This is a genomic window from Anabaena sp. PCC 7938, assembly GCF_049315035.1.
Taxonomy (GTDB): Bacteria; Cyanobacteriota; Cyanobacteriia; order Cyanobacteriales; family Nostocaceae; genus Anabaena; species Anabaena cylindrica.
In genome coordinates, this window is sequence record NZ_CP186034.1 from 3,071,715 (window position 1) to 3,086,575 (window position 14,861).

At 39.7% G+C, this 14,861-nt stretch carries 17 protein-coding genes and 1 pseudogene; 7 read left to right on the forward strand and 11 right to left on the reverse strand.

Annotated features, from left to right (window positions below; all coding sequences use genetic code 11):
• Window positions 1-24: 24 nt before the first annotated feature.
• The 5 genes from ACOWPH_RS14235 to ACOWPH_RS14255 all read right to left on the reverse strand — a co-directional run bounded on the left by ACOWPH_RS14235 (window position 25) and on the right by ACOWPH_RS14255 (window position 5,115).
• On the reverse strand, window positions 25-978 hold the full coding sequence (locus ACOWPH_RS14235) for an asparaginase (protein WP_015216032.1): 954 nt from the start codon (window positions 976-978) through the stop codon (window positions 25-27).
• A 137-nt stretch (window positions 979-1,115) separates the two neighbouring features.
• On the reverse strand, window positions 1,116-1,616 hold the full coding sequence (locus tag ACOWPH_RS14240; protein ID WP_015216033.1) for a CGLD27 family protein: 501 nt from the start codon (window positions 1,614-1,616) through the stop codon (window positions 1,116-1,118).
• Complete coding sequence (rsfS, locus tag ACOWPH_RS14245; RefSeq protein WP_015216034.1) at window positions 1,613-2,074, reverse strand: ribosome silencing factor; 462 nt, start codon at window positions 2,072-2,074, stop codon at window positions 1,613-1,615. The genes ACOWPH_RS14240 and rsfS overlap by 4 nt, the downstream gene beginning before the upstream one ends.
• 227 nt (window positions 2,075-2,301) lie before the next feature.
• A complete protein-coding gene (locus ACOWPH_RS14250) occupies window positions 2,302-3,573 on the reverse strand; it encodes a glycosyltransferase family 4 protein (protein WP_015216035.1) in 1,272 nt (423 codons plus the stop codon).
• A gap of 492 nt (window positions 3,574-4,065) precedes the next feature.
• The gene (locus tag ACOWPH_RS14255) at window positions 4,066-5,115 is read right to left on the reverse strand and encodes an anti-sigma factor antagonist (RefSeq protein ID WP_015216036.1); all 1,050 of its coding nucleotides are present in this window, start codon (window positions 5,113-5,115) and stop codon (window positions 4,066-4,068) included.
• Between the two features lie 202 nt (window positions 5,116-5,317).
• On the opposite strand from ACOWPH_RS14255, the gene ACOWPH_RS14260 reads away from it, so the two are divergent.
• Window positions 5,318-6,115 (forward strand): 7-carboxy-7-deazaguanine synthase QueE, encoded by a 798-nt coding sequence (locus ACOWPH_RS14260; RefSeq protein ID WP_015216037.1) that lies wholly within the window; start codon window positions 5,318-5,320, stop codon window positions 6,113-6,115.
• A 73-nt stretch (window positions 6,116-6,188) separates the two neighbouring features.
• Here ACOWPH_RS14260 and ACOWPH_RS14265 read toward each other — a convergent pair whose 3' ends face one another.
• Both ACOWPH_RS14265 and ACOWPH_RS14270 read right to left on the reverse strand, forming a co-directional pair.
• Window positions 6,189-6,833, reverse strand: a complete 645-nt coding sequence (locus tag ACOWPH_RS14265) for a DUF3318 domain-containing protein (RefSeq protein WP_015216038.1) — start codon at window positions 6,831-6,833, stop codon at window positions 6,189-6,191.
• 79 nt (window positions 6,834-6,912) lie between these two features.
• Window positions 6,913-7,470: a hypothetical protein gene (locus ACOWPH_RS14270; protein ID WP_015216039.1), complete on the reverse strand. Its 558-nt coding sequence runs from the start codon at window positions 7,468-7,470 to the stop codon at window positions 6,913-6,915.
• Window positions 7,471-8,111: 641 nt separating this feature from the next.
• On the opposite strand from ACOWPH_RS14270, the gene ACOWPH_RS14275 reads away from it, so the two are divergent.
• Genes ACOWPH_RS14275 through ACOWPH_RS14290 form a run of 4 tightly spaced genes read left to right on the forward strand, consistent with a single transcriptional unit; the run spans window position 8,112 to window position 11,991 of the window.
• Window positions 8,112-9,182 carry an amino acid ABC transporter substrate-binding protein gene (locus ACOWPH_RS14275; RefSeq protein WP_015216040.1) on the forward strand — a complete coding sequence of 357 codons (1,071 nt, stop codon included), beginning with the start codon at window positions 8,112-8,114 and terminating at the stop codon, window positions 9,180-9,182.
• A gap of 50 nt (window positions 9,183-9,232) precedes the next feature.
• The gene (locus ACOWPH_RS14280; protein WP_015216041.1) at window positions 9,233-10,159 is read left to right on the forward strand and encodes an amino acid ABC transporter permease; all 927 of its coding nucleotides are present in this window, start codon (window positions 9,233-9,235) and stop codon (window positions 10,157-10,159) included.
• A 16-nt stretch (window positions 10,160-10,175) separates the two neighbouring features.
• Window positions 10,176-11,201, forward strand: coding sequence for an amino acid ABC transporter permease (locus ACOWPH_RS14285; protein ID WP_015216042.1), 1,026 nt, complete (start codon window positions 10,176-10,178; stop codon window positions 11,199-11,201).
• A 49-nt stretch (window positions 11,202-11,250) separates the two neighbouring features.
• Window positions 11,251-11,991: an amino acid ABC transporter ATP-binding protein gene (locus ACOWPH_RS14290; RefSeq protein ID WP_015216043.1), complete on the forward strand. Its 741-nt coding sequence runs from the start codon at window positions 11,251-11,253 to the stop codon at window positions 11,989-11,991.
• 53 nt (window positions 11,992-12,044) lie between these two features.
• Here the strand turns inward: ACOWPH_RS14290 and ACOWPH_RS14295 are convergent, their stop codons facing one another.
• Window positions 12,045-12,695, reverse strand: a complete 651-nt coding sequence (locus ACOWPH_RS14295) for a PAP/fibrillin family protein (RefSeq protein ID WP_015216044.1) — start codon at window positions 12,693-12,695, stop codon at window positions 12,045-12,047.
• A gap of 213 nt (window positions 12,696-12,908) precedes the next feature.
• On the opposite strand from ACOWPH_RS14295, the gene ACOWPH_RS14300 reads away from it, so the two are divergent.
• Both ACOWPH_RS14300 and ACOWPH_RS14305 read left to right on the forward strand, forming a co-directional pair.
• Entirely contained in the window at window positions 12,909-13,196 is a 288-nt protein-coding gene (locus tag ACOWPH_RS14300; RefSeq protein ID WP_015216045.1) for a type II toxin-antitoxin system ParD family antitoxin, read from the forward strand.
• A gap of 2 nt (window positions 13,197-13,198) precedes the next feature.
• Window positions 13,199-13,642 carry a type II toxin-antitoxin system VapC family toxin gene (locus ACOWPH_RS14305; RefSeq protein WP_015216046.1) on the forward strand — a complete coding sequence of 148 codons (444 nt, stop codon included), beginning with the start codon at window positions 13,199-13,201 and terminating at the stop codon, window positions 13,640-13,642.
• Between the two features lie 98 nt (window positions 13,643-13,740).
• On the opposite strand, the pseudogene ACOWPH_RS14310 reads toward ACOWPH_RS14305, so the two are convergent.
• From ACOWPH_RS14310 to ACOWPH_RS14320, 3 genes and pseudogenes are all read right to left on the reverse strand, one after another.
• Window positions 13,741-14,001: pseudogene (locus ACOWPH_RS14310) on the reverse strand (Txe/YoeB family addiction module toxin).
• Window positions 13,982-14,233, reverse strand: a complete 252-nt coding sequence (locus tag ACOWPH_RS14315) for a hypothetical protein (protein ID WP_015216047.1) — start codon at window positions 14,231-14,233, stop codon at window positions 13,982-13,984. The pseudogene ACOWPH_RS14310 and the gene ACOWPH_RS14315 overlap by 20 nt, the downstream one beginning before the upstream one ends.
• A gap of 65 nt (window positions 14,234-14,298) precedes the next feature.
• Window positions 14,299-14,847 carry a DUF6972 family protein gene (locus tag ACOWPH_RS14320; protein WP_015216048.1) on the reverse strand — a complete coding sequence of 183 codons (549 nt, stop codon included), beginning with the start codon at window positions 14,845-14,847 and terminating at the stop codon, window positions 14,299-14,301.
• Window positions 14,848-14,861 lie beyond the last annotated feature (14 nt).

A 14,861-nucleotide genomic window follows, 5' to 3' on the forward strand; every position in this document is an offset into this window, starting at 1 on the left:
AGCGCGAAGTCAAAAGTTTGTCAACTACAAAAGCGATAATTCTCCAATTACTTCCAAACGCTTGTATTTTCCGAGGTTCATAAACTTCTCAGATAGGCTCTGGGCAACGCTGGGAGTAATCCAGCCCATTTGTTGCAGCAGGTGAATGGCTACGGCATATTTTGCCCGTTTTGCACCATCCATGACTTTAATTGCCAATCCCATGCCTTCACCAAGTCGGCCGATGCACTGCACACCTTCTGCACCAGCTTTGCTGACCAGTTCACTGGGAGCTAGGCGCATCAATTCCGTGTCAAATTCCCCATCTCCAGCCACCATAGTGGGGTGATGGTTCATGGCGCGGACGACTCGCTCCATATCCAAGCTATTGCTAGAGGCAAGCACCGCATATAGAGAAGCCATTTGACTGAGTTGCATCAAATATGTGGGTGCGCCACAGTCATCATGGGCAGTGAGAAATTCTTCTGCTGGCATTCGCAGCAATTCTGCTACTTTGGTGATAATTAACTGCTGGACTGGGTGTTTACGATCCAAGTAGTTGTTTAAAGGCCAATGGCGTTGCTGACAGACGGCTAACATTCCGGCGTGTTTACCGGAGCAGTTGTATTCTAGAGGACTGCGTTTGTCTTTAGGAGTTGGGCATTGGAGGGCAGATGGGTCAAGATCAGCCCGCCAAATAATGTTAAATACCTGTCTCACCTGCTCTAAGCTGCCTTTGTGGGAACTGGTGATGATGGCTAAATCACGATCGCTCAAATCGTACCGCTCTAGTGTTCCTGTGCTGGCGACAGCCAAGGCTTGAAATGGCTTGAGTGCTGAACGGACAAATGCAGCGGTTTCGGCGTTGCCAGCGACCGACAGAACTCGTCCCCGTTCGTCGCTGACTACAGCCTGGACTATATGCCGAGATTCGATAATACCTTCCCGCAACAACCGGACTTCCAGCGCTGCGGACTGTGTTCGTTTTCCCATTGTCATGGGTTTATATCTATTTTGTAGGTTGTCAGTTGTCAATTGTCAGAGGGAAAAGGCAATAGGCAATAGACAGTAGTCTATTCTCCCCTATTCGCTGTTAAGAGTTCCTAATGACTAATGACTAATGACTAATGACTAATTTATAACAAATGCCAAACTATAGTACCAATAAGATACATTAAAGCCAAGGCTGCAAAGGTAATTTGTAAGCGTTGGAGAATGGGTTTAATTTCGTAGGAGACAATCAAGCGATCGCGTGTGATGACTTCCTGGGGTTTTGTCCAGGTTTGTCCGTCGTACCAACCAGATTCTTCATAGAATACTGTGGGACTGTAAAGGCGATCGCGCACATAGAACCAACCCAAGTACAACCGCACCAATACCATCACCACCCCAACGCTTGCTGTGGCTGCTCCACAAAGCACAAAATAAACCATATTCTTTTGTGGAGGAAAGCTGGCCGCAGCTACAGGCCCTGCCAATAGCCACGACCAACTCCAAATCCAAAAAATTTTGCTGGTGTAATCGCGCCACTTTGCAGCGCTATCACGAAACAGCCACGCATTTTTTAACTCTTCGTACTCATTGAGCGGTTGTTGTTCTGTAGGAACTGGGCAATTAGAAACCGAGGATTTCATCATCTGGGCTGATCCTCACCATCATCGGAGTTTGGTAGCGAAATGCGTTCGGCATGAACCCAGAACGCTTCTAAATTATAAAACTCCCGTTCTTTTGGCATCATGATGTGAACAATCACATCACCATAGTCTTGTAGCACCCAACTTCCCTCAGCCTTTCCTTCTGTTCTTAGGGGACGACGTTGCAACTCGCTTTCAACTTTGGCTTCAATTGCGGCTGCGATCGCTCTGACTTGTACCCTAGAATAACCAGTCATCATCACAAAATAGTCAGACAGGTAAGAAACCTCTGCTACCCTAAGCAGTAAGATCTCGCCAGCTTTGCGTTCTGACCCAGCTTCGGCGATGGTTATAGCTAATTTGCCACTGCCATCATCAGTTTGAGCCATTGATCTGTTCACAGTATTCTTTGTCAGTGGAACAGATTGTAGGGGGAAATTTCCTTGGAAATAATCAGTCATTAAACCTCAGGTGCTTTTTTCCTTTTGTAACAATTAGTCTGATGTACTTACAACAAACTTGCAATTGTGTAAATAGGTTTTTTTGAATACTAACAAAAAAATAGGTGTTTATGGGGCTTGCTTAACAATTAGCAGCACGCTGGATTTAGGCAAAACATAAATTGCTGAGTTCCATCTATATAAACTTACTTATCCTGAAATCAACGCATTCATACTCTTACTATCTATTAAATTTCTGGTTTAGTCACAACTATGGGCTGAATTGCTTTGGTATCTGCTGTTAATGAGTAACATAATGTTTCGTACTGATTTAAAGCTTGCTCAAAGGAATATTGCTCAATAGCGTATTGACGACTGTTGTAACCAAGGGTTTTTACCTTTTCCGGAGTTTGGTACAAGTCTAAAATTGCCGTTGCTAGAGCTTGGGCATCTTCTGGAGGTACAATCACTCCACCACCGCTTTGTTTAATTGCTCTCGCTGCTGTACCATTTTCTGGTACAGATCCCACTAAGGCTCTGCCACTGGCAAGTAGAACTTGGATTTTTGATGGCATATTGAAGGAAATCACGTTTTTTTTCTGTACTACCAAACCCACATCTGCTGCTGCCAACATTTGCGGCAGATCTTTTCGGTCCTGAAACGGTAATAACAAAACGTTATCTGCGCCCCAGTCGAGACACTGCTGTTGCAATCGCTGCAAGCCTTTGGCCTCACCGACAACCACGAAAGCAATTTCTGGAATATCACGTAGTTTTGCAGCAGCTTTAATAACTGTCTCTAAGCCTTGCGTTAAGGCAATGTTGCCAGAATATAAAGCCACAAATTTACCATTCAGGTTATGTGTAGCACGGAAAGGGTTATCTTCTCGTGGTAATGGACGGATGAAGTTGACATCAACCCAATTAGGAATTTGGACTATTTTTTCGGCTGCTATATCCTTAGAAAGCAAGTTTTCTACAAACCCATCAGCAATTACACTAATTTTACTGGCGGATGAATAGGCGAATTTTTCTAATGCTGTAAATATTTTAATCAGCCATTTGTTTTTCAGCAGACCGACGTGGATAGCTGCGTCAGGTAATATATCTTGTAAATTTAAGATCACAGGACAACCGCGTAACCATCCTAAAAGTGCAGCAGGTACGCACACTGGCAAAGATGGTGATGTAGTAATAATTACATCTGGTCGCCAACCCGTGATAGCCGGAAAAAAACTGGTAATCACAAAACTAGCATCTAGCATCACTCGATCTAACAGGTTTGGTTGGGGACGAATCCAAACATAACTACGTTGGATATCAACTCCTTCCTTTTGTTCGTTTAAATACAATTTACCCCGATAGTCTGGATAAATTTGACGTTCCGGGTAATTGGGCATAGCTGTAACTACGCGTACTTGATGTCCACGTTTGACCAGTCCCTCTGCTAATTCAGTCATTAGCGGGGCTATGCCAATAGGCTCTGGGTGGTAATTGTAGGAGTAAATTAAAATCCGCATAACAAATTAGTCGGAGTTTCCTGGTTTTTTGTTGAACGACAATTCAGTATTTGTTTTTAAAGTCACTGTGGAGTATTAGGTTCTCCTGTACAATTTTATTGTCTCTTTATACATATTGTTTGCTAGTAAGTTTTCATTGAAGATTATGTAAATTTTGATATCAGCTTCTTAAAGAAGATGCAGTTTTTGATGCAACTGTTCCATGAAGTTTATTGAAACTTTGTCTTTTTGAGCTTTTATAACCGATAAAATGTAGTTATTAATACCTTTAAAATTTTTTATTGCAACAATGTATTTGCTGTATACCTAATATTCTCGCTCTGGTGTACTTTTTGTCAACTACAGCAGAATTCAAGAGTCAGAATTCCCTCTTTCCATCAATAACAGCTAAATTTACCCAGAACCACTTTGGGCTTGGGTAAATTCAGAAATTAAATTTGGTAGTTTTAGCCGTAGATTACATATCAAAAAAAATTTAGTTTGCGGGTTTGGCTAAACAGCCCCACTGTTTTTGTTAAACAATATGGCTATAGTTTTGAAAATCAGCCTTAAATCGTAAACAAAAGTCCAATTTTTTTGATACTGTAAATCCAGGCGAATGACATCCTCAAAACTGCGTACTGTCGAGCGTCCGTTGACTTGCCATTCGCCGGTCATTCCTGGTTTGACATCAAAACGTTGCCATTCTGGTACTTCATAGCGTTCTACTTCATCTGGGGTAGGTGGTCTGGTGCCGACTAAGCTCATTTCACCTTTGAGGACGTTCCAGAATTGTGGTAATTCATCTAGACTTGTGCGGCGCAAAAAGCGACCTACGCGAGTAATGCGGGGATCGTTATCATTTTTAAAGAAAGCGCCTTCTACTTGATTTTTGACTTGACCTTTCTTAGCTTCGGCATCCACGCACATTGAGCGGAATTTCCAGATATCAAAACGCTTTCCCATCCAACCGCAACGGATTTGACGGAAGAAAATGGGGCCGGGATCATTGACTTGAATTGCGATCGCAATGGGAATGAATAAAACTGCTGTAATTACTAAACCTATCAATGATCCCACTATGTCAATCAGTCTTTTCATCCAAGAGGTGACAGAAGGATGAGTCTGAGGTAGCGGATCTACTTTCCGAACAACTTCTTTCCGACTATCTCCAGGGTGACTAGATTCTATTGGTTCGCTGCTGTTCACAGATTCAATAGAAAATACCTGATCTAATCCTGTCAGATTCAGCACTGCCATCACTTGGGGGGTTACATTACGAAGTACGAATGAGATCCCTTGTTCCTGGGCATATTTATAATTACTTACCAAAGCCCCTAAACCGCTACTATCCATAAAAATAGTATTTTGGAAGTCGAGGACAACTTGCTGGGGATGGGAATCAGCTTGCATTAAGTTTCGGCAGGTTTGCTTTAAGCTGACAGCCTCAAGCACGCTCAAACGCATCGACATTTGCACGATTGCTGTGTCCTGAAGGTAAGTAACTGGGAAATCTGCCTCTGTGGGTTGGCTACTCATGAAGCTATGCACTTTAGTTGCCATTTAAATCTAATCTGCCAAACATAAATTTTGTCCTAGGAAATTAATTAACCTAATTTTGAAAAAGTAGGATTAAGGACAAGTGGTTAGTTTTTAGCGGAGAGCTTAGAAATCGCGTGCTAGAGTTCACAATAGAACAAGAAGCTAAAAACATACTTGCTGCTGTGACGACTAGGTGCGATTTCGCACTGCTATCTATCATCTCATGATTGCTAAAACTATAGTCAAACCTACTGCACGCCTGGTTGAAGTTTTCTCTGCTATTCAAGGGGAAGGACTGAATGTCGGGACACGTCAGATTTTTATTCGCTTTGGTCTTTGTGACTTGCGTTGTCACTTCTGCGATAGCGCCCAGACATGGGATGCCCCTTCTGTATGTAAGATAGAGCGTTCACCTGGATTAAGAGACTTTGAAATGCACTCTAATCCTGTTCCCTTGCCCATTTTGCTCCAATGGGTGGAAAGGCAAAACTTGCCTTCTTTACACGATAGCATCAGCTTAACGGGAGGCGAACCACTTCTTCATGCTCCTTTTTTAGAACAATTTCTCCCGGAAGTGCGATCGCTTACCAATTTACCCATATACCTGGAAACTGGAGGGCATAGGCCAGAGCAATTAGCCATGATTCTCCCCTATCTTGATTCTGTGGGTATGGATTTAAAACTGCCCAGTGTTAGCGGCGAAACTCATTGGACAGAACACGAAAAATTTCTCCAACTCTGCTTTGATGCAAATTTAGAGGTTTTTGTCAAGATAATTGTCTCTCAAAGGACAGATCCTGGCGAATTGAAACGTTCTGGGATGTTAGTCGGAGGAGTACATCAAGATATCCCTATATTTCTGCAACCTGTTACACCTTTGGCCGATTCGGAACAATTCAGTCAAGTACCAGTTTTGGCACCTTCACCAGACCAGATTTTAGAATGGCAAGCTTTGATGAAGCAGTTTGTTAAACAAGTACGGGTGATCCCCCAAACTCACAAAATGCTGAAGCAGATGTAGGTGACAGGGGGCAGGGGGCAGAGGGCAGGGGGCAGGGAGAGAAAATTCTTACTCAGGACTCAGGACTCGGTACTTACATTCCGCCTTCATCCATGGTTTTAGATTTGGCTTTGGCTTTGTTGGCGCTGCGTTTGAGGGCGGAAAGTCTGGCTTCGTAGCGAGAACGCTGGCGCTTGTTGGGAGTGTTTTCAACTAAAGTTTTTAAGGCGCTACCTAAACTCTTGTAGGCGTTGGGGAGACTATATCCAAAGCGAGTTGCTAGTGTGATCGCTTTCTCGTCTGCATCGAGTATTTCTTTAATTTGCTTATCCCCGTTATTTTTTTGATAGAGTCGCCAACCGGATACGCCACAAAGTGCTAAAGCTAGAACTAGCAGTAATCCATCCTGTACCCATAATTCACCCACAGCACCACCTAAACCAATTGCCAATGCTGCCATTTCCCAACCATCTTTGGGAATTGTGTCATTTTGAACACGAGCAACTTCGTGCCAGAACAGCAGATTACGCTGATCCATTGCGAGCGCATCCCATTTCACCAAGTCAATTTGAATTTCTACCTGGTCTTTCCCAATTTCTTCGCAACGAACCAGGGGTGGATTGACCTCAGTTGTGCCTTCAACCGTTACCCAACTTTGCAATTCTGGTGGTAGTAAGCTTTTCAACCGCCGGAGTTCGCTCATTTCCGCTTTGGCAGAGGAAGTTGTATAGGATGTCATAAAAATCCAACCTTAAAAATTTCAGTATTATAGTGAGGGTATCACTTTGGAGTATAGCTATTTTCAGTGATTATCCGCCTCACTCATTTGGAAAACTGCCCCGCTTCTTTCGAGCTGCCATGGCCTTTTCCAGCAGATCAAGTAATCCTGGGGCTTCTTCCTGAATACTAAGTAACAGTCTTTCTCCAAGTTCTATATTACCAGGATCTTCACCGGTTGCCATCACCTGTTGGAGTCGGGGTAAGGCGATATTATCCACAACCTGAATTAATCCACTGAGACAACGGTTAAATTGTCTTTCTGTCAGAATTGAGTCTTCTAGGGGAAACTCAATCATGGCGCGGATTTCGCCATCGGATGGATCATATTCCCATTGCAGCATTTTGGTTTCCCAAGAAATGGCCAACATTGTCTGGAGAATAGATGCTTTGTGAGGATGCTCTTTGACTCCGGCTAGAACTTGAGGCGCAAAGACTCGGAAAAATTTTCCTTCCTCATCTAACTGAACAACAATCAGAAAGTCTTCTAAATTATCAGCTTCTACACCTGTAATAATTCTGTCTTCATCATCATCACAACGGTATTCCCAGCCAAGATTGTCTAAATAATTGGCTATCTGTTTCAGATTAGCTCCCATAAAAGCCTCATAAGGAACGGTGGAGCGGCTGTTTACCAGACCTAGTGTAACCTGCTATGGGTCTTGATTTAGATTGGTGCAGCTTCTTTTTTTTGATAGTGTAGAATTTATGCCGATTCCACAAAAAGAGCTAAAAAAGTGAAAATGAGTACCGAATTTCTGGTAAGCTCATGTTTGAGATTGGTTAATTAATAATTGTGCATTAACCAATCTCAATAGCTAAAATATATCACTTTATTTGCTTATTATTTTTATTCAATACAGTAAAATCCTCGTTTTTATCTTCATATCTTGACAGGATATCTGGATATCAAAGAATTTAGAATAAGAATTCAGGAGTCAGAATTCAGGAGTCAGAATGCAATTCAGTAGTGGGTCTTAAACCCGATTATTCATCCGCCAGTCGGAAAAAATTCATCCTCAATTCTGTTTGATAAATAATTGGACAAAGTTTTGCTTTCAAGATTCTGAAATGTAAATTTTTAGCGACATATATCAATAGTAAAGCATTCCAAATTGTCGTGAATAAATATTATTATGTATTGCTAGTATAAAAATGATTATTTGTACTATTATGAAAATAATTTATACGTTATTGCTCAATACATTCAGCTTGAATACCTTGAATATCTGGAAAATTTATGCGTAAATCGGCTTTCATGTTAGCGATCGCTCCTTTTTTAATTTTCGCCCTCAATGCTTGCGGTGGTGATTCAGGCACAACAGGCAATACAGCCAATAATCCAGGAACGCAGGTAACTCGGAATATTGCTAATACAGTTAAAAGCCGTGGCAAGCTGATTTGTGGTGTTAGTGGTGAATTACCAGGATTTAGCTTTGTGGGAACTGACGGTAAATATAGCGGTATTGACGTAGATATTTGTCGTGCTGTGGCAGCTGCTTTGTTTGATAATCCCGATGCGGTAGAATTTCGCAACCTGAATGCTAAAGAAAGATTTACAGCCTTGCAAACTGGGGAAATAGATGTCCTCAGCCGCAATACTAGCTGGACATTCAGCCGTGATACTTCAGTTGGGTTGGATTTTGCACCTGTAGTATTTTACGATGGTCAAGCGATTATGGTTCGCAAAAATAGCGGGATCAAAACCCTAGCAGACTTGAAAAACAAAGCGATTTGCGCTCAAACTGGTACAACTACCGAACAGAATTTAGCTGATCAAATGCGGAAACGGGGTGTTACCTACAAACCTGTTGTTTTTGAAGACGTTAATATTACCTTTGCAACTTATGCTGAAGGACGCTGTGATGGTGTGACGGCTGACCGTTCGGCTTTGGTTTCTCGACGCACGACTTTACCCAAACCGGAAGATAATGTAATTCTCGATGAGTTACTTTCCTCAGAACCTCTCGCCCCAGCAGTCGCTAAAGGTGATACTCAATGGAGTGATGTAGTTAAATGGGTGGTTTATTCTCTCATTAAGGCTGATGAATTGGGGATTAATTCTCAGAATGTAGCTCAATTTGCTACCAGTAATGATCCAGAAATCAAGCGTTTTTTGGGAACAGAAGGCAATTTGGGTGAAGGACTTGGCTTAACAAATGACTTTGCAGGGAAGATAGTCAAACACGTCGGTAACTATAGTGAAATTTACGATCGCAATCTGGGTACACAAACAAAGCTTAATCTCCCCCGTGGTCAAAATCAACTCTGGACAAAAGGCGGTTTACTCTATTCTCCCCCATTCCGGTAATCGTAACTGGAGGCAGGGGGCAGGGAGCAGGGGGAAAGAGGCAGTGAGCAATGACTAATACAAAACCACCGATATGGCGTGATTACCGCTTTTGGCAAATTGCAGCCCAATGTGTAGCTGTAATTTTAGCGATCGCAATAGTTGCTATTTTGGGGATGAATCTCAACCGGAATTTACAGCAATTAGGTATTAAATTCGGTTTTGATTTTCTTCAGCAACAAGCATCTTTTGATATTGGCGAAACTCCTCTTAGTTATAAACCAACTGATACCTACACCCGTGCTTTATGGATAGGTTTAATCAACTCTTTGCGGGTAGCAGTGGTGGGAATTTTGCTGACAACAATTGTCGGCATAACAGCGGGAATTGCTCGCTTATCTGATAATTGGTTAGTGAGAAATATCAGTCTAGTTTACGTAGAGATCTTTCGGAATACCCCATTATTACTGCAATTGCTATTTTGGTACTTTGCGGTTTTCCTTGGTTTTCCTAAAGCAGAAAATAAATTTTCATTCTGGGGGTTAGTTTACCTCAGTCAAAATGGGGTAGAACTTCCTGGAATTAGCTTTTCTCCAGAATTTTCAACTTTGCTGCTGGGATTAACGTTTTACACAGGTGCGTTTATCGCTGAAATTGTCAGGGGTGGAATTCAATCAGTAGCTAAGGGACAATGGGAAGCAGGACGGTCTTTAGGACTAAAACCCGTTTTAGTCATGCGTTTGGTGGTTATTCCCCAAGCCTTGCGGGTGATCATTCCCCCCCTTACCAGCCAGTATTTGAATTTAACAAAAAATTCTAGTTTAGCGATCGCTATCGGCTACCCCGATATTTATTTTGTTGCTTCTACCACATTTAACCAAACCGGCAAAGCCGTAGAAGTGATGTTATTAATTATGCTCACCTATCTCACCCTCAGCTTAATCATCTCCTTCATGATGAATTTGTTAAATCGTTCCGTGCAAATCAAAGAAAGATAAACAACAAATTTTTCCAATGACTCAACTTACTTGGTTACGCCAAAATTTATTTAGTAACTGGTATAACAGCTTATTAACAATTTTCTGTTCAGTCTTCATATTTAGACTAATTCAAAGCTTCCTATTTTGGGTAATTACTCAAGCACAATGGCGAGTTGTTCAAGCTAACTTACCCTTATTTTTAGTTGGTAGATTTCCCCAAAGCTTATATTGGCGAATTTGGATAGTTTTAGGAATCATTATAATTTTAAGCGGGATCACCTGGAGTGTATTTACTAAAAAGCAAAATATCATAAAACGCAAATTTTCTAAATTTATTATCCCTGCCCTTGCACCAACATGGTTATTATCTTTCCCTCTAATTCTCTGGCTGATAGGAGGAGGATTAGGCTTACAATCTGTATCAACAAACTTATGGAACGGGTTGCTGTTGACCCTATTAATGGCAGTAATTAGTATTGTCCTCTCCTTTCCTCTTGGGGTTTTATTAGCATTAGGACGCACAAGTAAATTATTTATAATTCGTTGGTTTTCTATTCTCTATATTGAAATAGTCAGAGGATTACCACTAATAGGAATTTTATTTATTGCTCAAGTCATGTTACCCTTATTTTTACCAACAGATTTACGTTTAGATCGCTTAGTCAGAGGAATAGCCGGACTCGTGCTATTTAGTGCCGCTTACATGGCTGAAAATGTGCGTGGTGGACTGCAATCAATACCCAGAGGACAAACCGAAGCAGCAAAAGCACTAGGATTTAATACACCTTTAGTATTAATATTAATTATCTTACCTCAAGCCTTGCGTGCTGTGATTCCCGCAATTGTCGGACAGTTTATTGGCTTATTTAAAGACACTTCACTTTTATCTTTAGTGGGATTAGTCGAACTAACAGGAATTGCTCGCTCTATTTTGGCACAACCGCAGTTTTTGGGGAGATATGCTGAAGTATATATATTTATTGGCTTAATTTATTGGGTGTTTTGTTACTCAATGTCATTGGCTTCTCGACGGCTAGAAAAACAGTTAAATAATTCGTAATTCGTAATTCGTAATTTTAAAAAAACTTATTAAGTTGAGGTTGAAATTCATGGAAGAACAAACACCGATTATTATTGCTGAAGATGTTCACAAATGGTATGGTAAATTCCACGTTCTTCAAGGAGTGAGTTTAACCATTAATCGGGGGGAAGTTGTTGTTTTAATGGGGCCTTCTGGTTCAGGTAAATCAACTTTTATCCGTACATTCAACGCCTTAGAAGAATATCAACAGGGAAATATCAGTATTGATGGAATTACTCTCAGCCGTGATTTGCGAAATATCGAAAAAATTCGTAAAGAAACGGGAATGGTATTTCAACAATTTAATTTATTTCCCCATTTAACCGTTTTAAAAAATATCACCTTAGCACCAATTTGGGTTCGGAAATTACCAAAAGCTAAAGCTGAAGAATTAGCAATGCAACTTTTAGAAAGAGTAGGGATTTTAACACAAGCAAATAAATATCCAGGACAGTTATCTGGTGGACAACAGCAACGAGTAGCCATAGCGCGTGCGTTAGCTATGCAACCTAAAATCATGCTATTTGATGAACCGACTTCCGCTTTAGATCCAGAAATGGTCCGAGAAGTTTTAGATGTGATGAAAAATCTTGCTAGTGAGGGAATGACAATGGTAGTAGTGACTCACGAAGTGGGATTTGCGAGGGAAGTTGCAGATAGAGTAATTCTTATGGATAGTGGTTCTTTAGTTGAAGAAGCGACTCCTGATATGTTTTTTACTGAACCGAAAGAAGAAAGAACAAAGAAGTTTTTATCACAAATTCTTTAGCTAAGAAAATTAGTCAAAGTTATTTGTATCTGCCATTTTTTTACCCCCTGCTATTACCTCAATTCAGCAGGTAAATTAGATAAATCATTGGCTTTATTAAGAATGAATAAACTTCCATCACCCCCACGTCCAATTCTTAAAGTTTCATCTAAATAAGTAATATCGAGAGTAGCAATTCTACCTTGAGGATTATTAGCTGTGACAACTTTAAATGGATTTAGTTGAGGTGTGTCAATACCCACAATTTTTTCAATAGCTAAATAACGTTTATCAAAATCAACATTAATACGTTTATCTACTAAACCCGATATATCTAAAGCAGGTTCAAAACTAGCTGTTACTTTCACATATCCTGATACTATCCCCAAAGGGTGCTTAACTTGAGCTAGATTAAAAAACAGTTTATTAGCAACATTAATTACCTGATAAACTTTACCTATCTGTAAACCCAATGGTAAGGAAGCTAAAGAACGTATTTCTCTAGCTGTGGAGTATTGAAGTTGCCAAGCACCATCTAACAAAGCAGTAGCATGGAGGAGAGGTTGAGGATTAGGATTAAGATTTTCTAGTTCTGTTGTCAATTGTTCAATTTCTTCAGCTAAATTTTGATCCAGCTTTAAATTAGTAACAGGAGAACCATCAGCTTTAGTTTTAATTTTATTAATTATTGCTTGTAATTTTTCTTTCAAGACTTGATTATTCATTAGATATAATTGTTTTAAAGTTAACTTAGAAAAGTATAACTCAAAAAGGCAACAGGAATGTAAAAATGATCTATAACTGTAAATTGAGTTCTGGTTTTAAAACACTTTGAACAACCACTTTTCAGACATTTTGACAAAATGAAACTTTTACCTCTTATTGTAACTGTAAAATGTTAATATATCAGTAACCTAGTTCAACCTAAGTTAAAAACCATGACTAATATTAATATTACTCTACCTGAATCACTGAAAAGTTTTATTGAACAACAAATTGCTGAAGGTGGTTATAATTCAGCCAGTGAATATTTCCAACAGTTAATTATTCAAGAAGCACAGCGCCAAAGTAAAGGGAGTTTCCATAACTTGCTGATAAATCATGAAGAATTTGAAACTACTTTAGATGAATTAGCTGATGATTTTGCAGCGTGTGTGGGTGCAACTGCGCCTATTTTGTCTGATTATGCTGTTAGTCGTGAAAGTATTTATGTGGATCATTTTTAACAGTGGAATATTTAGTAGATACGAATATTTTATTGCGTCTTGTGCAGCGCACTTATCCATTAAATCTAGTGATTAGAAATGCAGTTAGAAAGCTGAAGAATAATGGGGATATAATGTTAACTACTCCCCAGAATTGTGCGGAGTTTTGGAATGTTGCTACAAGGCCAGCTACAAAAAACGGATTTGGTTTAACACCCAAAGATGCCGATAGACAGTTAAGATTAATTGAGCGTATTTTTCCCTTATTATCTGATATACCTACAGTTTACCCAGAGTGGCGTAAATTAGTTGTGAAATTTGGTGTATCAGGTGTTCAAGTGCATGATGCGCGTCTTGCTGCAACTATGAAGGCTAATAATATAGCGCATATTCTGACATTTAATACAGGTGATTTTATCCGTTATGCCTCTGAGGGAATTATAGCTGTTAATCCAAATACAGTGTAAAGAGTAATACTTTGGTTAGCTTGGCAGTTTTAATATTTTTCTTCTTCATAGCTGAAATAAGCAAAAACAATTTTGTATTTTTCAGTAATCATCTTTTATCAATCATAATAATATTTACAAGACAGAATAATCAATAAATCTGCTTCAACTTTGTAAACTAATCTATGTTCATCTGTAATTCGTCTTGACCAGTAACCTTGCAATTCATATTTTAGTGGTTCTGGTTTACCTATTCCAGAAAATGCTTCTCTTTGGATATCTTTAATTAATTCCAAGATTTTTTTAAATACTTTTTTATCCTCCTTTCCCCACTCACCTAATTATTCAAAAGCTTCTGGTTCAAATGCTACTTTTCTCATATTCATCTAAATCAACATAAACTAAGTTACCTTTGTCTACATTTTCCATAGCTTTGAGCAGATGTTTTTTGTTAGCTTCTGATTTGAGAAGATAGGTAGTTTCATCTTCTGCAATAGGTGATTCAACTAGGATAATAACTTCTACAACTGTTCCTGGTGGTAGTTCAGTGGTAGATAGTTCGATTTTGCCATCTTTACCGACAATAGCCTTTTGTTTAATTCCACTGAGCATAATCTTTAATTACTCTGATAAAGTCAGATGTACTTATTTTATTCTAACTCTATTATTTGAATAAATTAAGCAACCTGTTCCGCTAGAACTCGACCTTCCACACGCTCATATTCATCCTCAAGCAGCCAAAGTTTTGCTTCTTCATAACTGGAACAAGCAAAAATAATCTTGTAATTTTCTGTAGGATCTAAAATGCAAAAATTATTTTTATCATCACCAAGCAACATCAAAATGTAGGGTGGTATAGAGGTGGGGTCAACCCATATTTCTGTAAACTGCCAGTTATTGGCTAGGTCGGGTGCGGGGAATGACATGATATTATCTCCAGTGACTTTTATTTCACCATAATGCAGAAGAATTTGACTGCCATTAATATCTATTCTATAGCCAATTGCGCTGGCAAAATAGAGTCCATATCGTTCATGATTACGAATGATACCTGTGAACTCCCCATTTTCTATTATGGCTTGCGCTACCCTGAGCATTGTTGCTTCATCGTTAAAAACATGAACAAACCCTTCTCGCTGCAATAATATTTGCATTTGTGGTGTGTCTGGGAGATGCTTGGCAATATGTCTAGTGTCTAGAGTTAGTTGCTTCTCTATTCCACTCATTTAATTTATTAAAT